Annotated in this window: 20 protein-coding genes; 10 read left to right on the top strand and 10 right to left on the bottom strand. The window is 40.3% G+C overall.

Annotated elements, in window-relative coordinates; genetic code table 11:
• Positions 1-51: 51 nt before the first annotated feature.
• The gene (locus UYC_RS0115175) at positions 52-1,089 is read right to left on the bottom strand and encodes a hemolysin family protein (protein WP_016872757.1); all 1,038 of its coding nucleotides are present in this window, start codon (positions 1,087-1,089) and stop codon (positions 52-54) included.
• Positions 1,090-1,680: 591 nt separating this feature from the next.
• On the opposite strand from UYC_RS0115175, the gene UYC_RS0115170 reads away from it, so the two are divergent.
• The 7 genes from UYC_RS0115170 to UYC_RS0115140 all read left to right on the top strand — a co-directional run bounded on the left by UYC_RS0115170 (position 1,681) and on the right by UYC_RS0115140 (position 8,781).
• Complete coding sequence (locus UYC_RS0115170) at positions 1,681-2,757, top strand: iron ABC transporter substrate-binding protein (protein WP_016872758.1); 1,077 nt, start codon at positions 1,681-1,683, stop codon at positions 2,755-2,757.
• A gap of 70 nt (positions 2,758-2,827) precedes the next feature.
• Positions 2,828-4,411: an ABC transporter permease gene (locus UYC_RS0115165; protein ID WP_016872759.1), complete on the top strand. Its 1,584-nt coding sequence runs from the start codon at positions 2,828-2,830 to the stop codon at positions 4,409-4,411.
• A gap of 200 nt (positions 4,412-4,611) precedes the next feature.
• On the top strand, positions 4,612-5,655 hold the full coding sequence (locus UYC_RS0115160; RefSeq protein ID WP_016872760.1) for an ABC transporter ATP-binding protein: 1,044 nt from the start codon (positions 4,612-4,614) through the stop codon (positions 5,653-5,655).
• Between the two features lie 172 nt (positions 5,656-5,827).
• The gene (locus UYC_RS0115155; protein WP_016872761.1) at positions 5,828-6,016 is read left to right on the top strand and encodes a DUF4089 domain-containing protein; all 189 of its coding nucleotides are present in this window, start codon (positions 5,828-5,830) and stop codon (positions 6,014-6,016) included.
• Positions 6,013-7,389, top strand: a complete 1,377-nt coding sequence (locus tag UYC_RS0115150) for an AtzE family amidohydrolase (protein ID WP_016872762.1) — start codon at positions 6,013-6,015, stop codon at positions 7,387-7,389. Before UYC_RS0115155 ends, UYC_RS0115150 begins: the two co-directional genes overlap by 4 nt.
• A 32-nt stretch (positions 7,390-7,421) precedes the next feature.
• Positions 7,422-8,396 carry an iron-siderophore ABC transporter substrate-binding protein gene (locus UYC_RS0115145; protein WP_016872763.1) on the top strand — a complete coding sequence of 325 codons (975 nt, stop codon included), beginning with the start codon at positions 7,422-7,424 and terminating at the stop codon, positions 8,394-8,396.
• 4 nt (positions 8,397-8,400) lie between these two features.
• On the top strand, positions 8,401-8,781 hold the full coding sequence (locus tag UYC_RS0115140) for a DUF1636 family protein (protein ID WP_016872764.1): 381 nt from the start codon (positions 8,401-8,403) through the stop codon (positions 8,779-8,781).
• Positions 8,782-8,812: 31 nt separating this feature from the next.
• Here UYC_RS0115140 and UYC_RS0115135 read toward each other — a convergent pair whose 3' ends face one another.
• The 5 genes from UYC_RS0115135 to UYC_RS0115115 form a co-directional block, all read right to left on the bottom strand.
• Positions 8,813-9,670: an RpnC/YadD family protein gene (locus UYC_RS0115135; RefSeq protein ID WP_016872765.1), complete on the bottom strand. Its 858-nt coding sequence runs from the start codon at positions 9,668-9,670 to the stop codon at positions 8,813-8,815.
• Between the two features lie 489 nt (positions 9,671-10,159).
• Positions 10,160-11,845 carry a dihydroxy-acid dehydratase gene (gene ilvD, locus UYC_RS0115130; RefSeq protein ID WP_016872766.1) on the bottom strand — a complete coding sequence of 562 codons (1,686 nt, stop codon included), beginning with the start codon at positions 11,843-11,845 and terminating at the stop codon, positions 10,160-10,162.
• A 627-nt stretch (positions 11,846-12,472) separates the two neighbouring features.
• Positions 12,473-12,892 (bottom strand): pentapeptide repeat-containing protein, encoded by a 420-nt coding sequence (locus UYC_RS0115125; protein WP_016872767.1) that lies wholly within the window; start codon positions 12,890-12,892, stop codon positions 12,473-12,475.
• A 366-nt stretch (positions 12,893-13,258) separates the two neighbouring features.
• A complete protein-coding gene (locus tag UYC_RS0115120; protein WP_016872768.1) occupies positions 13,259-13,885 on the bottom strand; it encodes a TenA family protein in 627 nt (208 codons plus the stop codon).
• A gap of 140 nt (positions 13,886-14,025) precedes the next feature.
• Positions 14,026-14,796: a pentapeptide repeat-containing protein gene (locus UYC_RS0115115; RefSeq protein ID WP_016872769.1), complete on the bottom strand. Its 771-nt coding sequence runs from the start codon at positions 14,794-14,796 to the stop codon at positions 14,026-14,028.
• Positions 14,797-15,757: 961 nt separating this feature from the next.
• On the opposite strand from UYC_RS0115115, the gene UYC_RS0115110 reads away from it, so the two are divergent.
• Entirely contained in the window at positions 15,758-16,420 is a 663-nt protein-coding gene (locus UYC_RS0115110; RefSeq protein ID WP_016872770.1) for a hypothetical protein, read from the top strand.
• A gap of 132 nt (positions 16,421-16,552) precedes the next feature.
• Here UYC_RS0115110 and UYC_RS0115105 read toward each other — a convergent pair whose 3' ends face one another.
• From UYC_RS0115105 to UYC_RS0115095, 3 genes are all read right to left on the bottom strand, one after another.
• Complete coding sequence (locus UYC_RS0115105; protein WP_016872771.1) at positions 16,553-18,346, bottom strand: glycosyltransferase family 2 protein; 1,794 nt, start codon at positions 18,344-18,346, stop codon at positions 16,553-16,555.
• Between the two features lie 6 nt (positions 18,347-18,352).
• Positions 18,353-19,660, bottom strand: a complete 1,308-nt coding sequence (locus tag UYC_RS0115100; RefSeq protein ID WP_016872772.1) for a glycosyltransferase — start codon at positions 19,658-19,660, stop codon at positions 18,353-18,355.
• A 105-nt stretch (positions 19,661-19,765) separates the two neighbouring features.
• Positions 19,766-20,734 carry a GDP-mannose 4,6-dehydratase gene (locus UYC_RS0115095; RefSeq protein ID WP_016872773.1) on the bottom strand — a complete coding sequence of 323 codons (969 nt, stop codon included), beginning with the start codon at positions 20,732-20,734 and terminating at the stop codon, positions 19,766-19,768.
• A 177-nt stretch (positions 20,735-20,911) separates the two neighbouring features.
• Between UYC_RS0115095 and UYC_RS0115090 the strand changes: the two genes are divergently transcribed.
• Complete coding sequence (locus UYC_RS0115090; RefSeq protein WP_016872774.1) at positions 20,912-21,112, top strand: hypothetical protein; 201 nt, start codon at positions 20,912-20,914, stop codon at positions 21,110-21,112.
• Positions 21,113-21,510: 398 nt separating this feature from the next.
• On the opposite strand, the gene UYC_RS0115085 is transcribed toward UYC_RS0115090, so the two are convergent.
• Complete coding sequence (locus tag UYC_RS0115085; RefSeq protein WP_016872775.1) at positions 21,511-23,586, bottom strand: cation:proton antiporter domain-containing protein; 2,076 nt, start codon at positions 23,584-23,586, stop codon at positions 21,511-21,513.
• Between the two features lie 711 nt (positions 23,587-24,297).
• Between UYC_RS0115085 and UYC_RS0115080 the strand changes: the two genes are divergently transcribed.
• Positions 24,298-26,244, top strand: coding sequence for an alpha-amylase family glycosyl hydrolase (locus UYC_RS0115080; protein ID WP_016872776.1), 1,947 nt, complete (start codon positions 24,298-24,300; stop codon positions 26,242-26,244).
• Positions 26,245-26,292 lie beyond the last annotated feature (48 nt).

Here is a 26,292-nt window from a genome sequence, read left to right as displayed (position 1 = left end):
GACTAAAGAATGAAAGAGGGTAATTTAACCGCATTTGGTATTGATGTATGCTCAAGAAATTCCCATTGACTGCAAGATTCGCTCTCTCTTCTTACGTGCAATCTCTCGTAAATCAATATTTTTATCAGTTTCATCAACGATTTCACCAGTTATCACCTCAAGCACATCTTCCAAGGTAACTACACCAGCAACATTTCCGTATTCATCTACTACTACGGCTAAATGTTCATGGGCTTCAATAAAATCTTTTAGTAGTAAATCTGCTCGAATTAATTCCGGAACGAAGCGGACTTTCCGAGTTAGAGTCACAATTTGCTGGTCATTTTTACCTTCAACAATTGCTGCTAGCAATTCTTGTTTTAAAGCAAATCCAATCACTTCATCGATGGAGTTATCAATTACAATAATTCGCGTATGTTGTGAATTGATAATATCTTTTTTTGCTTCATCCAAAGTCAAATTTCCGCATAAATGTGTCAGAATAATGCGGGGTGTCATCAAATCAGATGCAGTTAAATCGTTTAAGCGAAACACCCTTTGGATCATTTCTGCTTCATCCCTTTCAATTATCCCTTCCTGTTGACCGATATTTGCTAAAAGTTTGATTTCAGCCTCATTCGTGGTTGGCGGCTTTTTACCTTTCGTAAAAGGTGCAGTCACAGTTTCTAGAATCCAAACAAGAGGTGTAAAAGCAATAGATAGTGCAGTTACAGGCAATGCGACAAGTAAGGCGATTCTTTCTGCGTAACGTTCACCAACTGTCTTGGGGATGATTTCACCAAAGACGATAATTAGGAAAGTCAAAACTCCAGAAAATACACCTAGCCAAACATCTCCCAATACTTTAGTTGCAATATTACCTGTAAGAATACTGCCAATGATATTAAAAGTATTATTTAAGATGACAATAGTAGCGATCGGACGATTCATATTTTCACGAATCGCCAATAGTGCGATCGCCGAAGGATGATTTGATTGAGCTAATTGTCTGACTCTGAGTATAGAAACAGAAAACAGCGCCGTTTCTGAACTAGAACAAAGCGCTGAACCGAAAAGAACACAAAATATAACAAAAACCAGCTGTAGCATAATTTTTCCCAGAAATGGGAAGAGAAAATTGAGGTAAACAGACAGTAACGATCCGATTTGTATATTGAACGCTATAAGCGTTATGTAGAGTAGAAGTTTAGCTCAAATCTTGCACCTCGCCCTAAATATGCCTAGAACTGAAGTCTCACATTAGTAGCTTAAGTCCATTTTAATGGACTAAAAACCTTCGTGATTGAGTATTTAGTCCTCTTGAGAGGATTTACGCTGTGAGCCAGGAAATAAATTTCCTGGCATTTATTTCGGGTAGCAAAAAGAACTCAGCTGCAGAATTCTGTACGACTGATGATGAAACGACATACTAAAGTAGTTGTTTTCAGGCGATATCTTTAGTTTGATAAAAATTTTTATTAAGAATTTACTGCAATACTATTTACAAATATTTTCAATAGCATCAAGCTAAAATAAGGTTTTTACAGTAATTAAATGATTATTATAACTGAGTGAGAAAGAAAGCCATCTCCTGATAAAATAAATTTTTGGCAATAAAAGCCTCGTGTTTGATAAGAATAATATTCGATTATTTTTTTAGCAGCTTTTTCAAAGCTAAGTTTGAACTGGAGGTTACATTTGATGAAGCGGCGGCAGTTTGTCTATTTAACTGGATTAGCCACTGTTAGTGGTGGATTAGCGATCGCTTGTGATGGGAATCAGACTCCTACGGCTGGTGACGAGACAGCATCCCCACAAGCTACCCCGGCAGGAAACACAGGTGGTGCATTAGAAAAAGAGTTAGTAATTTACTCAGGGCGCAACGAAAAACTCATTGGCGAACTAGTTAAACAGTTTGAACAGCAAACCAACGCTAAGTTGCAAGTTCGTTACGGCGATACAGCTGAGTTAGCAGCAGCAATTTTAGAAGAAGGAGCAAATAGCCCAGCAGATGTGTTTTTTGCTCAAGACGCTGGTGCATTGGGAGCTATTCAAAAAGCTGGTAAAGCTATAGAGTTACCATCCTCAATTCTGAATCAAGTCGCCCAATCTTACCGTTCACCACAAGGTAGATGGGTAGGTGTCAGCGGCAGAGTACGTGTTGTAGACTATAACACTAATTTAGTGAAGCCCGCAGAATTGCCAACATCTATCTTTGGCTTTAGCGAACCGAAGTGGAAAAATCGAATTGGCTGGGCACCCACAAATGGCTCGTTTCAATCTTTCGTTACTGCCTTACGGATTTCTGAAGGAGAGGAACGAGCTAGGAAATGGTTAGAAGGTATTAAAGCGAATAATGCCAAAGTATATCCCAACAATCTTGCGATCGTAGAAGCTCTCAGTCGTGGTGAAGTTGCTGTCGGTTTTGTCAATCATTACTATTTAGAGCAATTCAAACAAAAAAATGCTCAAGTTCCTGTACAGCATCATTTTACGAATGATGTAGGTTCCTTAGTGAATGTGGCAGGAGTAGCAATTTTAAACACAGCCAAACATCCTAACATTGCCCAAAGATTTGTCGAATTTCTGCTCAGTAAAAATGGGCAAGACTACTTTGCAAATAAAACTTTTGAATACCCACTCGCTTCAGGAGTTGCTCCCAAAGGAAACTTAAAATCGCTCGATCAACTTCCCAAGCAAGCTAAAGCAATTGATTTGAGTAACCTCAGCGATCTAGATGCCACACTTAAACTCTTGCAGCAAGTACAAGTCATTTAAATGGTTTAAAAAATTATCTGATTTAGAAACAACTCTGAAATTAATACAGCAGGCAGGAGTTTTGTAGGAGTTGAAAGCGGTTCGCCCTCCATTATTTCTCACATTAGCGGCAGCGGTAGTGGCAGTTGCCATTGCCTTGCCATTAGTTTACCTGGTCATTCGCACCGCAGGTATTGGTGGAGAAGAATTGTGGCAATTGATTTCTCGCCCTCGCAATCTGATGATTTTTGTCAACAGTGCAGCGATGGCAGCAGTTGTAACATTTTTTTCTGCCCTAATTTCCGTACCACTGGCATTTTTAACTGTGCGGACAGATTTACCAGGACGGCGCTTGTGGTTAGTATTGACTACGTTGCCCCTAGCAGTACCTAGCTATGTGGGAAGTTTTACATTAATTGCAACTTTAGCGCCACGCGGCAGTTTTTTGCAGATATTACTCGAACCTTTAGGCGTCAAAGAATTGCCTTCTATTTATGGTTGGCCGGGAGTAATATTAGCAATTACATTGTTTACCTATCCTTATATGCTGCTGAGTGTGCGTTCTGGTTTACAAGGTTTAGATCCCTCCTTGGAAGAAGCTGCTCGCAGCATGGGTTACAACGGCAGAGAAACCTTTTTTCGGGTGATTTTACCGCAGTTGAATCCATCGGCGATCGCCGGCGGATTATTGGTAGCATTGTATGCCTTGCGAGACTTTGGCACACCTTCTCTGATGCGGTTTGATGCCTTTACGAGGGCGATTTTTGTGCAATACAAAGCCAGTTTTAACCGTAACTCAGCAGCTGCTTTGTCTTTGATGTTGGTAGCACTGGTACTGTTAATTTTATGGTTAGAGTATCGAGTGCGATCGCGTGCTGCTTACTACAGTCGTGGCTCTGCATCTGGGCGTCTGCCAAAAATTGTCAAACTGGGAATCTGGAAATGGCCTGCTTTTGCTTTTTGTCTTTTAATATGTGGTTTGGGTGTAGCGCTACCAGTCGGTATCACCATATTTTGGCTGATGCGGGGATTAAATAGTGGCTATACTTTTCCCAATTTGTTACCAGCAGTTCTCAATTCAGTTTTGGCAGCAGGACTCGCAGCCGCAGCTACAATTATATTTGCCTTACCAATCGCCATTCTCTCAGTTCGCTTTCCCAGTCGCATCACTGCGATAATTGAACGCTGTTCCTATATTGGGTTTGGCGTACCGGGAATCGTAGTTGCCTTATCGCTGGTATTTTTTGGTGCCAATTACTTACCAGTGCTGTACCAAACTTTACCAATGTTGATATTTGCATATTTAGTATTATTTTTACCGCAGTCAGTAGGTACTGTTCGCAGTTCGCTATTACAAGTCAATCCCCAAATTGAAGAATCAGCACGCAGCTTAGGCAGATCGGCTTGGCAAACACTAACAGAAGTTACTCTACCTTTAGTCCGCCCAGGAGTTTTAAGTGGAGCAGTACTGGTGTTTATAACGGCAATTAAAGAGCTACCCGCAACTATGCTATTGGCACCAATTGGCTTTAATACCTTAGCAGTACAAATTTGGCAAGCAACAGAAAACGTTGATTTTGCCGATGCTGCTGCTGCCTCACTAGCAATGCTTTTAGTTTCATTCGGTTCTACTCTATTAGTGTTATCGCAAGAAAAACTCAGTAGTAAAACTTAAATTTTAAGATACAGAAAAAAATCAGGCAGAAGTCGCTGCGCGCAAGAGCGCAGGTAGGCAGACAGCAGGTGGCAGAAGGAAAGAAATATTGACTTGTTTACTTCATTCGTAGCGGATGGTATGTCGCCAGTGCAGCTGCTTTTAAGAAAATTTCTTATCTTTAATCATAGTGTGTTTGCTTTTTTGACATTAATTTAACTATGCAAAAAGTAATTCTACGTTTACAGGACGCAACCAAGCAATTTTCAGAAAATACAACTCCTGCTGTCAAGAACGTATCTTTGACATTACAAACAGGAAACATCTTGGGATTGCTCGGCCCATCTGGTTGTGGTAAAACTACACTACTGCGAATCATTGGTGGTTTTGAACGTCCACAAACGGGAATAGTAGAAATAGACGGGCAAATAGTTGGCGATCGCACTACTTGGATACCGCCAGAAAAACGTGACATTGGCATTGTTTTTCAAGATTATGCCTTGTTTCCCCATTTGACAGTTACAGAAAATGTTGCCTTTGGGTTGAAAGGCTATGGTAAACAACAAATACAAAAACGTGTAGCACAAGCCCTTACCCTTGTCAGACTTGAAGGCTTTGAAAAACGCTACCCTTACGAACTTTCTGGCGGACAGCAACAACGCGTTGCCCTCGCCCGCGCTTTAGCACCCCAACCAAAACTCATGCTCTTGGATGAACCCTTGAGCAATCTTGATATCCAAGTTAGGTTACAGCTGCGAGAAGAAATACGAGATATTCTCAAAGCTGCGGGAACTTCGGCTATTTTTGTTACCCACGATCAAGAAGAAGCACTGGCTGTGTCTGATATTGTGGGTGTGATGCGGCAGGGGCATTTAGAACAAATTGGTACACCAGAAGAAATTTATACTCATCCCGCCTCCCGATTTGTTGCTGAATTTGTCACTCAAGCTAATTTTTTGCCTGCCCGCCGTCAAGGTAATTTATGGGAAACAGAAATTGGTTGTTTCGCCGTTAAAGCTAGTCATAGCCATGAAATTGGCGAAATGATGATTCGCCAAGAAGACTTTATCTTAAAGCCAGCTACAGATGCTCCCGTAGTAATCCGCACGCGGCGATTTTTAGGACGTGAGTATCGCTATTGTTTGCAAACTCCTTCAGGGAAAGAACTACACGCTCGAACAATGATTAATACAGCCATACCCGAAGGAACACGGGTACAATTATCGATTGCAGATGATGCGGTGCGAATTTTTCCAAGTAAATAATGGAACAAATGAAATATACCAGTCCGCGATCGCTTGAGCAGTACTAAATAAATCGAGTCATGAATTTGGACAAACTCCAGCAAATGATTGGATTGGGATACGTTCGAGTAGCAAATTTGAGTACAATCCGTAGTGCTAGTAATGAACCACAAATAACCTAAAGGACGCAAAGATGGAAAAGAAAGAGTTTAATGTAGGTGAATATGTTGATCAGATAGTATGCTTATTGGATTTGGATCTTAGGGATGAATATAGAGATGGGGTGGTAGCGAATTTTGAGAGAATTAGTGCGATCGCTCAACTTGTAAATTCCTTTCCCTTACCCGAAGAAATTGAAGCAGCAACTGTATTTGAACCATGAATCTCAACTCAGCCGATGCAATCACAATCGCCAATGCTGTGCATGAAGGCAAAGTGAGCGCCACAGAAGTTACGCAAGCTGCCCTCAAACGTATTGCAGCGCGAGATAATGAATTGAACTGTTTTACGGCTGTAACTGCTGAGACTGCTTTAACAGATGCACAAAAGATAGACAGGGAAATTGCCCAAGGAAAAAACCCCGGTTTACTTGCTGGTGTTCCCTTTGCGGTGAAAAATCTTTTTGATATTGCTGGTTTGACAACGCTAGCAGGTGCAAAAATAAATGCTGAAAATCCTCCAGCTACCCAAGACGCAACGGCGGTGGCGCGGTTGAAACAAGCGGGAGCAGTACTCGTAGGTGCGTTGAATATGGATGAGTACGCCTACGGGTTCGTCACGGAAAATGCCCATTACGGTGCAACTCACAACCCCCACGATTTAAAACGAGTCGCTGGTGGTTCATCGGGTGGTTCGGCAGCGGCGGTGGCAGCTGGATTGGTTCCCTTGACGCTGGGTTCTGATACTAATGGTTCAATTCGCGTACCCGCTGCTTTGTGTGGCGTTTTTGGTTTTAAACCCACTTATGGAAGGTTATCCCGTGCTGGTGTAGCTTTATTTTCCAGCAGTTTTGACCACATTGGCCCCTTTGCGCGTTCTGTACGAGACATCGCCACAGCTTTTGATGTACTTCAAGGAGAAGATGAACGCGATCCAGTTTGTACTCAACGCCCTCCCGAATATTGTTTGTTACAAATAAATCAAGGTATTGATGGCTTGCGAATTGCCATTGCAGGTGATTATTTCTGCAAAGGGGCAAATCCAGAAGCACTAGAAACAGTGCAAAAAGTAGCTGATGCTTTAAATATTACTGAATACGTCACTATACCCGAAGCTCATCGCGCTCGTGCCGCAGCTTTTGTAATTACAGCCTGCGAAGGAGCAAATCTGCATTTAGAAAAATTGCGTCAACGTCCTCAAGATTTCGATCCAGCCACACGCGATCGCTTTCTTGCAGGTGCCTTAATTCCTAGTAATTGGTACATTCAAGCCCAACGATTTAGAAGGTGGTATCGAGATCGAGTCCGTGAAGTTTTTCAAACAGTAGATGTAATTCTTGCCCCCACAACCCCCATTTCTGCACCGTTAATAGGGCAACAAACCATGATTTTAGATGGAGAAGAAATTCTTGTCCGCCCTCATTTAGGATTATTCACTCAACCGTTATCATTCATTGGCTTACCCGTTTTATCAGTGCCAATTCAACGTCCAAATGCTTTACCTTTAGGAGTGCAATTAATAGCTGCACCATACAACGAAGCGCTGATTTTACGGGTTGCAGCGGTACTAGAGGCGGAGGGTGTGATAAGTACCTAAACTGGCGATTTTAGCGATTCTGATTATCTCTAATGAAAAGATTTTTTCATCGTTTTTTTCTACTATTTTTGTCGGAAATTTTGATATTTTTGGCTTTATCTTGTGGTATTGATAACGGGAAAGAATTTACAAATTCCCATTCTCAAGGAGCAAATCAAGATTGCAGAATAGTGCAACACGTCAAAGGTGAAACTTGTATTCCTCTTAATCCCCAACGAATAGTTACTTTGGATTTTAACAGTCTTGCTGTCAGTTCGGCTTTGGACATAAAACCGATCGCCACTTGGATAGTTACTGAGGTAGAAGACAATTTTCGTTATTTTCAAGGTAAGATGAACGGAATCTATGTATTGCGTGATTCGGTAGGTCAAATTAATTTAGAAAAGCTGTTATCTCTAAAACCTGATTTAATTCTTTGTATTTCTATTCCAGAATTTCAAAGAGTCTATAAACAGTTGTCTATGATTGCTCCTACAGTTATTTTGCCTTGGAGGGAAACTAGAGGTAATTGGAGACAACATCTTCAGGATGCTGGAAGGGTTTTTGACAAAACGGAAATGGCTAATCAACTAATGGATGAATATGATCACCGTATTCAAGAATTGAAAACCTTAATGGGCGATCGTCCACCCCCGAAAATCTCATTTATTTTCGTAGCCGATGGACGCATTGTTATTACTAGGGGTAAAAAATCCTTTGCTGGTGGTATTTTAGAAGAGTTAGGATTTTTGAATCCTCTATTTACCGAATCAGGTGATGATGAATTGCCCATTTCTGAGGAAATATTACCAACGATTGATAGTGATATTCTCTTTGTCGCACCATTGAAAAAAGATGATCAATCGGTGATTCAAAAACTACAACAAAAGCCTTTATGGTCAAAACTCAAGGCAGTACAAAATAATCAAGTATATCTTGTAGATTTTTCCGTTTGGCGTGGGCTTAACATTTTCGCCGCCCATGAAATACTCAATGATATCGAAAAATATTTAATAAATACTCCCTAAACCTATGCCCAAACACACATTATTCGTCTGCAAATCCTGCCACCGCTCATCTGAAACACGACCAGACAATCCCCCTTTTGATGGCAAGATTTTACTCGACCAACTCAACACTTTATGCACTGAACAATTCCCAGATAATGAAGTGGAAATCCAGCCTATTGGCTGTTTATGGGCGTGTAATCATGGCTGTGTTGTATCTGTTGTCAGTCCAGATCAACCCACCTATCTCTTCGTCAATCTCATCCCAGAAGAAAGCGCCGCAGCTTTACTAGAATTTATGCAACTGTATATCAAAAGTGAAAAAGGAAATGTAGTGTGGAAACAGCTTCCTGAACTGTTAAAATCTGCTATTTTCGCCCAAATCCCACCACAAAATAATTCGTAATTACCCACTACCTACTAATTGCTAAATTTGATTACAAAACATCTCGCAATTCTTCAATTGTATTTGCGACAACAATACTACGTAAAATTTCCTGCAACCGCTCTAAATCAGAAATCTGGGCTATTTGGGGCATTAATTCTAAGCCCTCACTCCCAAATCTCACCTCTAAAATCGTTGCAATATTGGCTAAAAAATTTTCTCTCCTTCCGCGTTCTTCACCAATACGTATACCACGCTGCTCAATTTCTTGATACCAAGGCGACTCCCGTAAAACAGCCATATCCCACCTCATAATCTCTTGAACTAATGTACTCTCCAGCACAAAGGTCGCAAAAAATGCCAGTACTGTTTCCAGTTGATCTAACTGTTCATCAGCACGCAAAATCTGTAGTGCTTCTCTAATTGTAGACTCGTTCTCACCTCCTTGAAGAATCGGCACAAAGGGCAGTAACGAGGGTAACGGTTGATTAAAGACAATATTGACATCAACCTCCCACAAATTAATCACTCGATAATCTTGCCTTGCTTGCAACCCGGCAATATTTGAGGCGAATCTATCCGGTATTTGCTCATCATTGATTTTCAAGATATTAATTAATACTGGATAAGTCGGTAAATTATATTTTTCTTCTGCTAAGGCTGCATAGGCACGCATCCGACGTGCCATTTGGGATGAAGGACGCAGTTGTAATTCATTGAGAACTAGAAACTCACCATACTGTTGACTTTCAACACGGATTAAAACATCACTTTCTCTACTAATCCATTGAAATTCAGAATCAAGAATTTCCCCAACTTTGATATCAGGTATTTGTGTTACCCATTTCACCCAGTTATCGGGTGCGAGGCTAATTAACTTTTTGGTACTGACATCTGCGCGTTTTACCATCATTTAACTAAGTCGAGTAAAATACCCAACTCTCAACAAATTCAAATATTTTCAATCATCCTAAATCTGTTTTGGCTGAATCACAATGGCAGCTTCTTCTCTTTCTAAAAATCATCTACTACTCTGTCAGAGTAATTTTGCTGGGTTAAAATTCTCCGCGTCTGGGTTTCACCATGTCCCCGTGTCAGCCTCAACCCGTCATTTTTTGGTTGACAGACCACTACTCCTAGTCATTGCATATATGTGATGGATGATGGGCAAATTGTCGGGTAGGTTAAGCACGAGGAGTTACTAGCACTTGATGGTATCTATGCCAGTCTGTAGCGCGTACAGTCTAGGATTCATTAACAAGAAAGATAGAAGTCACCAAAACCCTTATAGAGACGCGTACGCCGCAGGCGTTCCCGTAGGGTAATTTCGCGTCTCTACATCTAGATTCATACTAAAAAGTAGAGACGTGCCATGGCACATCTCTACAAAAATCTAAAACTAAAATAAATCCAAATCCGTTACCGCACCCAAACTGCTAGAAGACACCAACTTGGCATACTTCGCCAACACACCCTTAGTGTAACGAGGTGGGCGGGGTTGCCAACTTTGACGGCGACGAGCTAATTCTTGATCAGATACGTGCAACTGCAACGAGCGGGTATGGGCATCAATGGTGATGGTGTCACCTTCTTCTACTAAAGCGATCGCACCTCCAACTGCTGCTTCTGGTGCAACGTGCCCTACTACCATGCCGTAAGTACCGCCAGAGAAGCGCCCATCGGTAATTAATCCGACAGAATCACCCAAGCCAGCCCCGATGATTGCCGAGGTGGGAGCTAGCATTTCCCGCATACCGGGGCCTCCTTTTGGCCCTTCGTAGCGGATAATGATTACATCACCAGCGTTGATTTTCTTAGCCAAAATCGCATCTAAGCAAGATTCTTCGGATTCAAATACTCTTGCCGGGCCAGTAATTTTTGGTACTTTTACGCCAGTAATTTTTGCTACTGCCCCTTCCGTTGCCAAATTACCTTTGAGGATGGCTAGGTGTCCTTGAGGATACATTGGGTTCTGCCAAGGACGGATGACATCTTGGTGTGGTGATGGTTCCTCTGGCACATTTGCTAGAACTTCGGCAATTGTTTGACCGGAAATTGTTAAACAATCTCCGTGTAATAAATCGTGCACTAGTAGCATTTTCATCACTTGAGGAATACCACCAGCCTTGTGTAAATCCGTAGCTACATACCTACCACTAGGTTTTAAATCGCACAAAACTGGAACACGGGCGCGAATCGCTTCAAAGTCATCAAGGCAAAGTTCGACACCAGCAGCGCGAGCGATCGCCAAAAAATGCAATACGGCATTTGTGGAACCACCTACTGCCATAATTACCGAAATCGCATTTTCGATTGATTTGCGAGTGATAATTTGACGAGGTAAAATTTGCTTGCGAATTGCTTCCACTAATACGAATGCCGATTTTTCCGTACTATCGGCTTTTTCTTCATCTTCAGCTGCCATTGTTGAGGAGTAGGGCAAACTCATCCCCATCGCCTCAAACGCAGAAGACATAGTGTTAGCTGTGTACATTCCCCCACAGGAGCCAGCACCGGGGCAAGCGCTACGCTCAACTTCCAAAAGTTCATTTTCGTCTATTTTCCCGGCGCTATATTCTCCCACAGCTTCAAAAGAACTGACAACGGTTAAATCGCGTCCTTTGTAATGTCCAGGTTTAATCGTACCACCGTAAACAAAAATCGCGGGGATGTTCATGCGGGCGATCGCTAGCATTGCGCCTGGCATATTTTTATCACAGCCACCAATGGCTAGCACTCCATCCATGCTTTGCCCGTTGCAGGCGGTTTCTATCGAATCGGCAATTACTTCGCGCGACACCAAGGAGTATTTCATCCCCTCAGTTCCCATTGAAATGCCATCGCTGATTGTAATTGTGCCAAATAGCTGCGGCATTGCTCCAGCATCCCTAACACCAATTTCAGCCCTTTGCGCTAGTTTGTTAATACCCATATTGCAAGGGGTGATGGTGCTGTAACCGTTGGCAATACCAACAATTGGTTTAATGAAATCCTCATCTTTAAAACCAACAGCACGGAGCATAGCGCGATTAGGCGATCGCTGCACTCCTTGGGTGACAACTTTACTTCTAAAATTTTCTGACATTTTGATTTCCTCAGTGCCACGATCTTGGTTGTGGCAAATCTCCTCTCTGAATTAAATGCGGCAGGAAGAAGGCAGTATTAGATTCGGCTGTGGGCTGTGCCATAAAGTTTGTGGCATTAGCAGTTGCGAGCCAGGTGTTTAATTTTCTGCCATTCTTTGGACTCCTAAAATACTCTTGTATGAGCATCATAAAGTAGAGATTTTACAGATGTCCAATATATATTTATTGATAATTGAAACTTTTAAAATATCAAATTTATGTAACTGTGACATCTGCGTTACTTTATTGCCGTAACGGAGAAATGAAGTGGGTTTTTCATTATGGTAGACCAATGGTAGAGTCTCAAATCTTGACTCTACCATTTTTTTGTTCTGAATTTATATCTCGGATAGGTATATTGATTGTTTCAAAATATCAGAAACGTTACATCAGTTAAATCAGTTACCAGTAAACAGTGAACAGTAAACAACAGAAGTCAGGAGCCAGAAGCCAGAATCCAGAAGAAAGAATAATTTCACTGACTTTTAAATTCTAAATTTTAAATTCTGACTACTGTAGACGCCCAGAGGGCGGCTTCCCGTAGGGTATTGTGGATTCTGTTTTGATAACTGATAACTGATAACTGTTTACTCGTGAATTGTGCCATCTGGCATGATTGCACCTTGCAGCAGGGTTCCGTTGAGATATGCTCCGTACAAATTTGCTCCCTGTAAGTTAGCAGCGGTGAAATCAGCATCTATTAAGTCTGCCATCTTCAGATGTGCACCGTCGAGAATCGCTCCTGTAAGCTTTGCCTCGTAAAGATTTGCTCCACTTAGGTTAGCACCTGTAAGATTAGCACCTGTAAGATTAGCACCATTTAGAGAAGCTTCTTTGAGATTAACTCCCTCTAAGTTGGCTTGACTCAAATCAACTTCGCTTAGAGATGCTCCTTGTAAATTCGCTCCACTCAGATCTACTCCATACAAATAACCACCAATAAGGTTAGCGCCTTTAAAATTTCTCTCTCCTGCTTTGTAGCGTATGAGAAGTTCATCTACATCCATTGCGATCGCTTCAAAACTCCTTTATTTAGTGTGGCTCACATCACAAAATGTATCAGTTATTTGCGTTACTTAATAATTTTGCTAGACACACTATGATGTTTGATTAGTAATTTATCAATTAGGGAAAAGGATTGGGGATTGGTCATTAGTCATTAGTCATTTGTCATTAGTCATTAGTAGGGGAGGCAGCGCGTTGCCGGGGTTCCCCCGGTTGTAGCGACTGCCGTGCGGGTTTATTTATATATTTCGTCATCCCAGAGATATTTTTGTTAAAACCCGCCCGTACAGGGGTTAGTAGTTAGTGGTTATTTGTTTACTACTCCTCTGCTCCTCTCCCCCTCCCCTTGTCCCCTCCCTCCTCTTCCCCTATCCCCTAACTTCCCATGCCGCTTGAAAAAAATCTCGCTCACACAACATCGCATAACGGTAAGTTGAGTCAGTTAAGGCAGAAGTAGTTGCATAGCGTTCCACTAAGCTTTCTAATTCTTGTGCCAGCGACTGAAAATCACCGTTACTGTAAGTGCGAATCCAGTCTGCATACTGATGATTGGGAATGCCATCTTGAGCTAACTGTTCTCCTAAAAAGGCATAAAGACGCATACAAGGAGACATAGCCGCAGCAGTTAAACCCACATCTTGCCCCCAGGCAGTAGCTAACAAAAAATCTGTATAGCGACGAGTCGCGGCTCCTATTTCTGTAGAGCGCAAATTCACATTCCACTTAGCTGCGTAGCTTTCATGCAGCCATAGTTCTTGCAGCACACCTCCAGCTAAATAGTGAAACGTATTAAATCCTTCCCAGTCTGGGGCTTTAGCAGCAGCGATACTGTAGGCACGGGCAAAGGCTTCTAGAAAAAATGCATCTTGTCCTACATAGTAGGCAAATTTATATGGTGCCAGAGTACCACTAGCAATACCTTGGACGAAGGGATGCACTAGACAAGCTTGTGCTAGTTCTTGATTTGCTTCCCACAATTGGTTAGAAATAGTCATTGGTTAGCGGTTAGTTGTTTACTATTCTCCTTGTCTCCCCACGCCAGTCGTCTCAATGGGGGGAAACCCCCGCACGCCGCTGGCTCCTCTCCTTGTCCCCCTGTCTTTCCATCTCCCCTGCCCCTCTTCCCTTTCTCCTCCTAAAAGGGCGTGAGCTGAAGAAACAGTGAAGTAATACCTCCCAAAAAGTCCATAAAATTTGGTTTACCACGATCTACCTGGGCTGTCTGGGGTGTTTGCAGTTCTTTAATAAAAGCTTGTGCTGTTTGTATGCCCTCGTTGTTTTTTTGGTTTGTAAATAATTTTTCGGCAGTCTGGGCGTCTTGAAAAGCGCCTTGTCTGTCAAATAGTTGGTAGCGAGCGACACCACGAGCTAGGTAAACGAGAGCATAGTCTGGCTTGAGGGCGATCGCTTGATTAAAATAGTCTATGGCTTGATGGTAGTTACCTTTTTGTGCTTCTGCGACGCCCCAGGCATAAAATTCTTCTGGTTTGGCAATTTGCGATGGTATCCCCAAGGCACCTTGTAAGTTAGCGCCATTGAGGTTTACACCTGTCATTTCTGCATTTACTAAATAAGTACTTCTCAAATCTGCACCCGCCAGAGTTGCCCCATTCAACTTTGCCCCACTTAGGTTGGCACCAAATAATCCTGCACCCTTTAAATTGGCGTTACTTAAGTCAGCACCACTGAGGTTTGCACGACTGAGGTTTGCACCTGTAAGATTAGCTCCATTCAAATTCGCATTACTTAAGTCAGCCATCACCAAGCCAGCACCACTGAGGTCACAATCGTGACATTGTTTGTTTGCTAGCAATTGTCTAATATGTTCCGAGTTAGCAGCTACAGCAGTTTGAATGATGTTGATTGTAGTTAGAAACGCGGCTATTGCTATAATTTTGTTTCTCATAATCGGTGTAGTAATATCTGCGGTATGTACTGAATAGTTAATCTAGCTGTAGACACATTTATACCTCAGCTTCATTTTTCTGGCATTAACTGTAAACTTCATACCTCAATTCAGCAACACCAGAATTTTTTTCGGTGCTGCTGTTCTACAAGTTCAGGAGCTATTAATCTAGATTTGGTAGTCTTGAGTGTTACTTACACAAATTTAAAGAATGGATAACGACCTTGTTTTTTTTCTGATTGGCATTGTTGTTCTTGTACTGTATCTGGTTTTCTCAGCTTTAACTGAGATGGGTACTAAACTACCTTGGAAAAAGTAGCTGCTGTAGGGGCAAAAATTAAGCGATCGCTCATCCTAGAGGTAATTTTCAGGGCAGTAATCTGCCCGCTTTCAGCCTAATCCCCAGTACCCAATCACTAGTCCCCAGCCCCTTTTACTTTTGCACTTTGCACAATAGTGGTATGATTTGGTTTATTAAATAACGATATTTATAATTTACAGCTAATATTTCATCCTCAAAATTAGCAAGAGTAAATTATTTTCTTTTCCATAAAAATGTGAATAATTTTCTCCCTTCACAAAAAGATTTTTATCTTTAAATAAATAATATAGCGCAGAGCAGAATAGATTGAAAGTTTGTAAACAAATTGTGTAAAATCATATCTTTTTTTTCATAAAAAATAGCAAAACAATCAGTATAATTACTGTTATTTATGCTTTGATAATAGTTATTAGACATTCAAAAATACATCAAGTAATCAGAGTGGCAACAGAGCTATAGCAGTAATCTAGTTTGTCTAAAATTATTTTGTTGCCAATTTCTCCACTCCTTAAAAAGTAGATCTACGAATATTTTTCTAACATCAGGGTTTTGGGTAAATAGCAGATAAAGCATCAAATATACCCAGGTAGTATTGGCTTTGCAAATTATATATTCAATGCACAATTTGGAGGTGCTTCAATGAGTTATTTAACTACCCTAAATAACTTCAAGAAAGTCATGGCGTTAAGCACATTTTTCTCTATTGTTACTTGTTTAGCTCCAGAATCTGTTCTAGCGACACCCTACTTAAATTACACTTTTGTTACCAATGAAGGAAAAAGTAACTTAACTTTTGTTCTAAATACTTCTGTGAAAGATTCACACTCCTCATCTGAAAGAGGCTTTTATCCGAGAGCTATTATTAAAGCTCAACATATATGTGTGGAAGAAGTAAATGATTTATGTTCTGGTACTAGTAAGTTTAAACCAGGTAATATTAAAGCTACTCGCATATCTGAATCTGATATAACTAGACAAGGAAATGAATCACTTGATTCTAGCTGGGTTGGAGGTACTAAATATCATGTTAGTTTACAAGAAATAAGTACTGCGACTAAGCTGCAATTTATAGTTTATAGCAAATATAAAGATGAAATAGGTGATTTACCCAGTGGTGGATTTAATGGACTTGTATCAATAGCGGTAAACGATGAAAGCTTTACTTTTCCTACAGAGGGCTTGATAGTAAATGCTGTTCCAGAAAGTACTCCAGAAGATAATATATCTAATCTATTGGGCATTGGAGCTATAGGTTCAGTGCTATTCCTCAAACGCAGAAATGCTTCTAAAAAGCACCAATAAATTCTAACTAACTTTTTGGGAGAGGGAACATTCATAGGGTGTAGGGGAACCACCACAGTGGCTCCCTTATACTCTGCTTTTTGTAAATAGGAAATAGAAATAAGCTGATTATTCTAACCTTACCCTATTTACTTATTGGGATAGCTCAAAATTAGCCGTTTTTGATGATAGATTTATATTATAGTATGGGTCTGTTTTTAAATATTCAAAGTAATTATTCCACTTATTATTTAATAAATGCCATTCTCCTGGTTTTAAACCTTTTTGTCTACTAGCTGATTCATAGTGAATTAATTGAGCATAGGGTGTTACTACATTACGATATCCCGCTTGATGTGCTTTTAAACATAAATCAACATCGTTATAGTTCAAAGGAAAATGCTCATCCATCCCTTCCAACTGTTGAAATAATTCTTTTCGCATCATCAAACAAGCAGCAGTTACAGCTAAGTAGTTTCGGTTAACTATATTTGAGCAATAATAACCAGAAGCTTCGTTATCAAAACCGTAAAATGCATGACAAGGATTTCCTTCCAGAATTAGCACTCCTGTATGCTGTATTTTCCCATCAGGAAACAAAAGCTTTGCACCAACTACACCAATTTCTATTTGTTGTACAAGTTCCAACATTGATTCTAGCCAATCAGGAGTAATTACTTCTGTATCATCATTTAGCAATAACAGAAATTCTCCTTTGGCTTGCACTGCACCTTTATTAATTCGCATCGAAAAATTAAATGGTTCAGCACAGCGCACTAATTCCACATTACCAGCAGCGATTGTTTCTAAAGTTTCTTTGGGAATGTCATAACCATCTACCACAATAATTTCAAAGTTGCGGTAGGTACTCACCTGTTGAATGCTGCGGAGGCAATTTTCCAACAGACACAGTGAACCTGAAGGAGTTTTTATCGTTGTACCAGCACTGGGAATGATAATACTAACTAGGGGATTTCCAATGATGTCGCGCCGAACTCTATAAATACCAGGATTGATTGTTTCCTCTACACGCCCTGAATATAGACTGCGTTCTAACATAGATTCTAGAGCTTTTCTACCAGCAGTGTAAGCCCAAGGCTTTGCTTGTGAGCCAGAAGCGGCTGAGACAGATATACTGCGCCAGTGGTAAAGAATTTTGGGAATGTGGTAAATGTTCTTGGTTTTTTCTACAACTCTTAATACCAAGTCATAATCTTGCGAGCCGTCATACTCACTGCGGAAACCACCAATTTCACGAATAATGCTAGTTCTATAAACACCTAAATGACAGGTGTACATACAAGAATAAAAATATTCTGGCGACCAATCTGGTTTAAAGTAAGGTGAAAATCGGCTGCCATTCTCATCTATTTTGTCTTCATCGCTATAAATAAAATCTGCTTCTGGATACTGATTAATTAATTTGGCATTTTCAAATAAAGCATCAATTGATAATTCATCATCATGATCTAAAAGTGCAATATATTCTCCTGTAACCACTTCTAACGCAGAGTTACTAGCAGTTGAAATATGCCCGTTTTCTGTACGAAATATAACTTTGATGCGTGGATCGAGTTTACTGTAATCAGTCAATATAGAACGAATATGAGGATAAGTAGAAGCATCATCAGCAATGCAAAGCTCCCAGTTTGGATAGATTTGATTGCGAACTGATTCAATGGCTTTTGTCAACCATTTTGCCTCTACATTATAAACAGGCATAATAATTGAAAATTTTGGGCGGAGTTGCCATTGCTCAATTTGATGACAAGTAGATGTGATATCTTGTTCTGTTAAAGTATTTTTTTTAATCCATTTTTGATACGCAATTTTATTTTTTAATCGAGATTTAGTTATTTGGTATAGAAAATTTAATAAACCTAGCGCTCCTCGTCTTCTGTAAATCCTTAGTAACTTCTGGATTTTATTATTTGTATGAAGTTGCATACTTTTTTATTTTTTATTGTTAAAAATAAGTTTTTCTTTGATTTTTAACCATTGATTTCTCAAGTGCCAAAACTTACTACTTTCCATCGAGTTAACCAAAGTTTGTAATCGATAATTTTCTGCGTTCTTATATTGTAATTCTGTTTGTAGTTGATAAATTTCTGAATTATCCTTCTTGATTTGCATTATATATTCCAGTCTTTTTTTAATTTTTTCTCCAATTACTTTTGGGCTTAATAAAGACTGGATATCTTGGGCTGCTTTAGCACCAACCTGTTTTGCTTCTTCATAATTATTAAATACATATTGCATTAAATCTGCCGCATGAGCAATATCTGGCTCTGCCCAGACATTCCCTTTTTTGTAAGAGCCGTAATCTTCTGTTAATCTCACTAAAGAGTATTTGACAAGGAAACTATTACCGATATTCATAAATTCAGTATTAGCTGAATAGGCAGTTGCTATTACTGGTTTGCCATAAAACATTGCTTCTGCCATCGTCAGCCCAAATCCTTCAGAACGATGCAAAGAAACATAACAATCACAGTGGTAGATGAGCGCATTCAGTTCATCTTTTAGTAAATAATCATCTATTAATTTGATATTTTTAAAGTTTGCTACGAAAGCTTTAAATTTCTGGAGGTGCTCAGGGAAATATTTAGCGTTAGAAAATTTAATTACTAGCAATACATCTTGATTTTCTTTCCCAAATGCTATTTGAAATGCTTCAACAATTGCTATGGGATTCTTACGTTCAAAAATGCTGCAAAAATCAAATATAAAAAGAAAAATAAATTTGTTATCAGACAAACCTAGTGCTTGTTTTGTGGCTGAAGGTTGCGGAAGGGAGATGCTATGCATAACCTTCAGTACCGGAATTGGAGATACAGGCGCGATCGCTTCTGTGCAGTAACTACTTGGAGTCCATATTTCATGGAAAAGATTAAGAGCAGGTAGCCACTCTTTTGGGAATTCTGGAAGCTCCCATGCCCAAAATCCAATGTTATATTTTTTTTGAAAATATGCAGGGCTAGTGGAATTGATAAAAGTATGTATCATATCCACATTGACTTGCACAATGTTAATTGGATAAGGATTTTCGTCAGAGAAATCTGTGTAAGTAGAGTCTAATTTCCTATGCATGGTATTGAAATTGCAATTGTTAATTACAAAAGGAATACCAGCAGCTTCTAAAGCTCTAATGGTTCCTCTGACTCCTTCACCAAGTCCAAATTCACTGTTTACATAACCTGAAATATTAACACCAAGGGGAAAATTCGCAACCTTGGTTTGAATTTCAGGTGTTGATTGCATAATTGTCCTCCTTAAGTATTTGATCTCATTTTGGATTCAGAATCGCTAACTGTCTCTTTCTATTCCTTAACGCGTATCGCTTTGATTCCGCCTGCTTAATCTTAATTACGGATTGTCACTCAATTCCTTCAAGTCGCGATCAACCATTAACTCTACTAACTGTTGAAAGGAATACTGGGGTTTCCAACCTAATTGTGCTTTGATTTTGTAAATACAACCAACTAATTGTACAGGTTCATCTGGGCGGTAAAAAGCAGGATCGACAGATACATAATCCTGCCAATCCAATCCCAAACAATTAAAAGCACACTCAACTAACTCCCGTACTGAGTGAGTTTCGCCACTAGCAATAATATAGTCATCTGGTTTTTCTTGCTGGAGCATCATCCACATCGCGCACACCGCATCTTTGGCGTAGCACCAGTCACGTCGAGCATCTAAGTTACCAAGCTTCAATTCATTGGCTAAACCTAGTTTAATCATCGCGGCAGTACGCGTGATTTTGCGAAATACAAACTCTGTACCGCGACGTGGAGATTCGTGAGTGTAGGTAATACCGCAACAGCCAAAGAGTTTATATTGTTGGCGATAATTAACTGTCATCCAGTGGGCGTAAGCTTTGGCAACACCGTAAGGGTTACGCGGGCGAAAAGCAGTACGTTCAGTTTGAGGAGATTCATCAGGTTGACCAAACACTTCACTACTAGAAGCTTGGTAAAATTTAGCATCTGGCTTGCAGCGTCGAATCGATTCTAGAAGACGGGAAACACCAAGGGCTGTGTATTCTGCAGTCAGAGCGGGTTGTTTCCAAGAAAGAGGAACATAGCTTTGGGAAGCAAGGTTATAAATTTCATCCGGTTGACAGTCATTCACAACATCCATGAGTGAAGACTGATCCAATAGATCGCCAGATACAATTTGGATCTGGTTGAAAAGATGACTGATCCGTTCTAGGTTGCTGGTGCTAGAACGACGGACTAAACCATATATTTGGTAGCCTTTTTCTAAAAGAAGTTCGGCGAGGTAGGAGCCGTCTTGCCCAGTTAATCCGGTAATCAGAGCTTTTTTAGTCATACTTGGTAGAAATAGACTTTATAGTAATTTATACAGCACTGTCGTTTTTACTATTAAACCAAGCTACACCTTCTTTTGCTATTGTCAAAACCAAATGTATTTTTCAGACGGATCAAAAATTTCTGAAGTTTCCTACTTCTGTGCTCCTCCCAATTTCTGAACTTCGCAAAGCGTCTTGTGACTTCTGTTGTGCAAGTAAAGGGAAAGGTAAAAGAAAAACCTTTCCTCTTTACTCCCACAAAACTTTACATACTACTCGTCTACGGTTTAATCGTGCTACTTACTTGGGCAAAACTGCGCTTTGACGCGCAGTACGCTTGCGACAGACAAAACCCGCCTGATTTCAAATCTCAAATTTTGCACCAGTTACAACAGTAAAGGAGGCAGCAGAGCAGCCCACCACGCTCGTTACCAGGTTTAACCTGGTAACGAGAATTAAGAGCCTCTGGCTCTTCTTGAACACGAAGGCGGAAGCTGCTACAGACTGCGCAAAACACCCAAACGTGAAGGCGGAATTTGCTACAGGGAAGGCAGAAGTTGCTACTGGCGTGACACAGCTAATTTAGTGCATGATATTTTGTCGCTACATTATTGGGTAATTTATTTTTTGGTAATCCCCATAATTTGTATAACTTTATTTTTGTTATACGACTTTTTTATTGTTACAGGACTTGCGCACGAGTGATGGAATAATAAACCACTCCAGGCGTGGAGGATACGAAGGAAAAAAGATTTAAGAGGAATTTTGCATAAGTCCTATGTTATACAGCCGGGATTTAAGAGTGGGGTTCTCCTAGCAATACAATTGAACAATTGAGTTCCTTAATTACCTCGGTTGTGACTTCACTGACAGCTAATCCACCAGCAGTACGATAACGAGTAGAACGCATCACAACTAAATCAAATGCCTCGGCTTCGCGGATAATTACTCTGGCAATATCATCATTAACAATGGTTTTGATGCTAGTATTTACATGCAACTTGCTTTGAGAAGCAATCTCAGAAAGCTGCGACTCAAATTTGCTCACTTGTGCTTGAGGTGTTCGGCGATCGCACACGTGTAATAAAACTACTTGCGCTTGATTAACATCAGCCAAAATTTGGGCAAACCTGACAGCGCCTATAGTTTGCGGTGTAAAATTCCCCACTGGTACAAGAATGCGCTGAATCTTTGTTGGACTGTTTAAAAGCCTTGTAACTGCTACCGGACAGTGAGAAGACCAAAACACACTATCAATTACATTACCAAATAAGCGAGCACGCAAACCTGTATTACGCGACCAACCCATCACTACTAAATTGGCGTTTTCTTCTCGACTGGTGCGGCTAATTCCTAAAGCCACATCGTCATCAATCCGAACTGCTGGTGATGCCTCCACCCCAAATTCTTGACTAATTTCTAAAGCACCTTCCAATCTTTGCCGACATTGGCTGAGTGCTGCATTTAATTGCGGATCATCCATATGAACTCGACCGACTGCGATCACAAGTGGTACAATCCTTCCAGATTCGTGACGTGCTAACAGCGCTGCCATTTCAATCAGATAACGCTGGGTTTTGGGATTGTAAATTGGAACTACGACAGTAAATGGACTGGGTGTGGGTGTTTGCTCCTCCACTTCACCCATACTGTTTTGCCACCAACTGGAGAGTTTATTTGTTGCTAAGTTTGCTTGCGGGACTGTGAGTGTAGTTGCAAATCGTGATGTAATGATGGGGCCAATAATTGCAGTCACTAGCATCAGCACAATTACACTGTTGAGAACACCCTCATTAATCAACCGCTCTCCAGCAGAGTTGAAGGTTTTATAAGCAACTAAAGTTGCTGCCAATGTAGCTGCTACCTGCGGTAGTGATAATGACCACATCGTCAGCAATTCTGCGTTATTGTAGCGGTACAGTAATTTAGCTAAGAATGCTGCAACAAATTTGCTACCTATTAACCCCACTACAATTGCCAAAGTCAGCCAAACTGAACTCAGAGTTTTAACAAAAGCAGGAATATCAATCAGCAGCCCCATATCTACAAAGAAACAAGGGATAAATAGAACACTGCCGACAAACTCAACCTTTTCTCGAACTGGGCTACGCCCTAAAACATCATTGACAGCTAAACCTGCTAAAAACGCACCAACAATTTTTTCAACTCCAATTACCTGCGCTCCTACCGAGGCTATAAATAATGCCAACAATATAAATAAAAATTGATTACCTTGCTCATCTCCTGAGCGACGGAAAAATTCTTTTCCTAGCCAGTCAAAGCCAAATAAAACTACAATAGAGTAAATTGCTAATCCAGCTAAAAGCGTAACTAAACTTAAAGCTGTGAATTCTCCAGCATGAATTCCTACACAAATTGCCAAAACGAGCAAAGCACCCGTATCGGTGAAAATTGTAGCGCCAATTGTGACTGTTACAGCTTCGTTTGTTACCACACCCAAGCGACTAACAATCGGATAAGCTAAGAGAGTATGAGAGGCAAGCAAAGAACCAATCAAAACCGAAGCATTCCAACTAAAATTAAATAAACGCCCGATAAAAATGCCAGTGATTAGTGGTACTAAAAAAGTCAGTGTTCCAAATCCAATTGAACGATTTCTAGTTTTGCGAAATTGCTCTAAATCAATTTCTAAGCCTGCCACAAACATCAAGTAAACTTTGCCGATTTCCGATAGCAGCTTGATAGTTTCAGATTCAGAATTGAGCAGATTTAGCCCATTTTGACCCAGTACTACACCAGCTACCAACAAACCTACCAACCCAGGTAGGCGAAATCGCTCAAAAATTGGTGGTACTGTAAAGATGACGAGTATAAGAATAGTAAAGGCAATGATCGGACTTTGTGCCAGCAATTTTTTACCCTCTTAATCAAGAAATGGGTAGAAGAATTATATCCTACTATAGTGTAATAGCTAGATAAGTATATTTCTATTAACTCAATCTATAGGATAATTAATATTCTCTATTCATCCTAACTCTTTTTATTTTTAATTGTTGTTTAATTGACAAATTACTATTTTTAAATCATTCTATTTTAAGAAATCGGTATAAAAATTAAACTTAAAAATTCAAAAATTACTTTACAAGTATTCTATTAATTCTGGCGTGGTAAGGCTAAAATGATGCAACAGAAAAAGCTTGTAGTAACTCTGTCTTCACAATACTTGACTACTCATATAATAGACTTATTGCAACAATCACGATCTAGGTTAATTACAACCACAGATGGGCACCGATAGACACCGATAAAATCTGTGTTTATCTGTGTTCATCTGTGGTCGATTTATTTGAAAATAAAAGCACAAGGCTGATTGCACAAATTTAGCTTTGCCACGCCCATACATCTTTATTTTTAAAATTTTAACCTTTTATAATAATATAAAAAATAATTAATTTCATATCTCTCTCAAGATTTAATAACAAAACTAACTTTGGATAGATTTATTTTTTTTAAATTAAATAGATACTGTCGATTGACAGAAGTATGTAATGAAGCGATAGTCTTCAGCAAAATTACAGTTCTGCGATCGTTCCTTAATATATTGCTTGGTTATCACTTCACTATGGTAGCAAATCCTCCATCTCAAACATCAGACGCTCAATATAAAGTAGAAAATCCAGCAGCAGAAGTAGAAGCAATTATTCAATCACCAAAACCAGATTCAGATATTGATTTAGAATTTCTTTACACCAGAGATATTGAGTTTCGCCAAGAAACAATCTATTTTCTTGTAGTAGATCGCTTTTTTGATGGCGATCCAAATAACAGTGAAGGCCCCAATCCAGAACTTTACGATCCAAATGCCCAAGATTGGGGCAAGTACTGGGGTGGAGACTTGCAAGGAGTAATTGACAAACTAGATTATCTCAAAAATATGGGAGTGACTGCAATTTGGCTAACCCCCTTATTTGAGCAAGTTGAGCAATTATTTATTCAAAGTGCTGCGATTCATGGTTACTGGACAAAAGATTTTAAACGCTTAAATCCTCGCTTTATTGCTGCTGATGACGATCCTTCTCTCAATAACACTCAAGAAACCAGAAACACTGTTTTCGATCGCCTAATTGAAGAATTGCACAAGCGTAAAATGAAGCTCGTGCTAGATATTGTCTGCAACCACAGCAGCCCAGACACAGGCGGTTGTAAGGGTGAATTGTACGATGATGGAGTCAAAATTGCTGACTTCAATGATGATAAAGACTATTGGTATCATCACTACGGCGAAGTTAGCAATTGGGAAGATGAGTGGCAAGTTCAAAACTGTGAACTTTCAGGATTAGCCACTTTTAACGAAAACAATGTTCAGTACCGCAACTATATTAAATCTGCAATTAAGCAGTGGTTGGATCGGGGTGTGGATGCACTGCGGGTGGATACAGTCAAGCATATGCCGATTTGGTTTTGGCAAGAGTTTACAGGCGAGATGTACAACCACAAGCCAGATGTCTTCATTTTTGGGGAATGGATTTACAGCAACCCCGGAGACGATCGCGCGGTTGAATTCACCAACAATTCTGGGATGACAATTCTTGACTTTGGGTTGTGCATGGCAATTCGGCAAGCTTTAGCAGCCTATGATGATAAAGGATTTTATTTAGTTCAGAATGTACTGGATGAAGACTATCGCTACAACGGTGCGACAGAACTAATCACCTTTATCGATAACCACGATATGCACCGCTTTTTAACTGTCAATCCCGACCATGATATTTTACGCTTGGCAGTGATTTTGTTGATGACGACTCGTGGAATTCCCTGCCTGTTTTATGGGACGGAACAATATCTGCATAATGATACCAATGGCGATCGCAATATTTACGGCAATAACGATCCCTACAATCGTCCGATGATGGAAAGTTGGGATACTGATACTCCTATCTATCGAGATATACGCAAGCTTTCGGGATTGCGCCGTCTCAACCCAGCCATCTCAATGGGCAGTCAGTGGCAAAAATATATTACCCCAGATGTTTATTGCTACGTGCGCCGCTACCGCGATTCTCGCTGTTTTGTGGCTTTAAACAGAGGTGATGCTGTGACGCTAGACGTAGTAGATACAGAATTGCCAGATCGAGAACATACTTGCTTGTTGACAGGGCGCAAATTTGAAGTCCAAGATGGAAAAATTTATAACCTAGAACTTGCTCCCAAAGAAGCGATCGCAATTAGCCATGTTGGGGAACGCGTCAAAGGACAAACAATTGTCAGAGTACAATTAAATGGCGTCTGCACCCAACCTGGAGAAACAATTGTTGTGATTGGAGATTGTCCCGAACTCGGTAATTGGGATATTGGCAAAGCACATCCCCTAGAATACATCAACTCTAACACCTGGTTTGGCGAAATTCCCTTCAACGAAAGTGCTGGTAAGTTGATCAATTATAAATACGCTATGTTACGAGAAGGGCGTTCTCCCCTGCGGGAAAACCTTGTTTCTCGTCGCTGGGTGATTGCTAGCGAAGGTACTGTTAAATGGCGTGACACTTGGGCATCTGGAAGAGAATCTTAATGTGATGGGTGTGGAGAATATTTTCTAGCAGTTTGTGTAGGGTGGGCT

This window comes from Chlorogloeopsis fritschii PCC 6912 (assembly GCF_000317285.1).
Lineage (GTDB): Bacteria > Cyanobacteriota > Cyanobacteriia > Cyanobacteriales > Nostocaceae > Chlorogloeopsis > Chlorogloeopsis fritschii.
This window is presented reverse-complemented; position numbering and strand designations above follow the sequence as displayed.

Bases quoted from the DNA above. Each gene is read 5' to 3' on its own strand.
- UYC_RS0115175 (WP_016872757.1), bottom strand. From the start codon at position 1,089: ATGCTACAGCTGGTTTTTGTTATATTTTGTGTTCTTTTCGGTTCAGCG.
- UYC_RS0115170 (WP_016872758.1), top strand. From the start codon at position 1,681: ATGAAGCGGCGGCAGTTTGTCTATTTAACTGGATTAGCCACTGTTAGT.
- UYC_RS0115160 (WP_016872760.1), top strand. From the start codon at position 4,612: ATGCAAAAAGTAATTCTACGTTTACAGGACGCAACCAAGCAATTTTCA.
- UYC_RS0115155 (WP_016872761.1), top strand. From the start codon at position 5,828: ATGGAAAAGAAAGAGTTTAATGTAGGTGAATATGTTGATCAGATAGTA.
- UYC_RS0115150 (WP_016872762.1), top strand. From the start codon at position 6,013: ATGAATCTCAACTCAGCCGATGCAATCACAATCGCCAATGCTGTGCAT.
- UYC_RS0115145 (WP_016872763.1), top strand. From the start codon at position 7,422: ATGAAAAGATTTTTTCATCGTTTTTTTCTACTATTTTTGTCGGAAATT.
- UYC_RS0115140 (WP_016872764.1), top strand. From the start codon at position 8,401: ATGCCCAAACACACATTATTCGTCTGCAAATCCTGCCACCGCTCATCT.
- UYC_RS0115135 (WP_016872765.1), bottom strand. From the start codon at position 9,670: ATGGTAAAACGCGCAGATGTCAGTACCAAAAAGTTAATTAGCCTCGCA.
- ilvD (WP_016872766.1), bottom strand. From the start codon at position 11,845: ATGTCAGAAAATTTTAGAAGTAAAGTTGTCACCCAAGGAGTGCAGCGA.
- UYC_RS0115125 (WP_016872767.1), bottom strand. From the start codon at position 12,892: ATGGATGTAGATGAACTTCTCATACGCTACAAAGCAGGAGAGAGAAAT.
- UYC_RS0115120 (WP_016872768.1), bottom strand. From the start codon at position 13,885: ATGACTATTTCTAACCAATTGTGGGAAGCAAATCAAGAACTAGCACAA.
- UYC_RS0115115 (WP_016872769.1), bottom strand. From the start codon at position 14,796: ATGAGAAACAAAATTATAGCAATAGCCGCGTTTCTAACTACAATCAAC.
- UYC_RS0115110 (WP_016872770.1), top strand. From the start codon at position 15,758: ATGAGTTATTTAACTACCCTAAATAACTTCAAGAAAGTCATGGCGTTA.
- UYC_RS0115105 (WP_016872771.1), bottom strand. From the start codon at position 18,346: ATGCAACTTCATACAAATAATAAAATCCAGAAGTTACTAAGGATTTAC.
- UYC_RS0115100 (WP_016872772.1), bottom strand. From the start codon at position 19,660: ATGCAATCAACACCTGAAATTCAAACCAAGGTTGCGAATTTTCCCCTT.
- UYC_RS0115095 (WP_016872773.1), bottom strand. From the start codon at position 20,734: ATGACTAAAAAAGCTCTGATTACCGGATTAACTGGGCAAGACGGCTCC.
- UYC_RS0115080 (WP_016872776.1), top strand. From the start codon at position 24,298: ATGGTAGCAAATCCTCCATCTCAAACATCAGACGCTCAATATAAAGTA.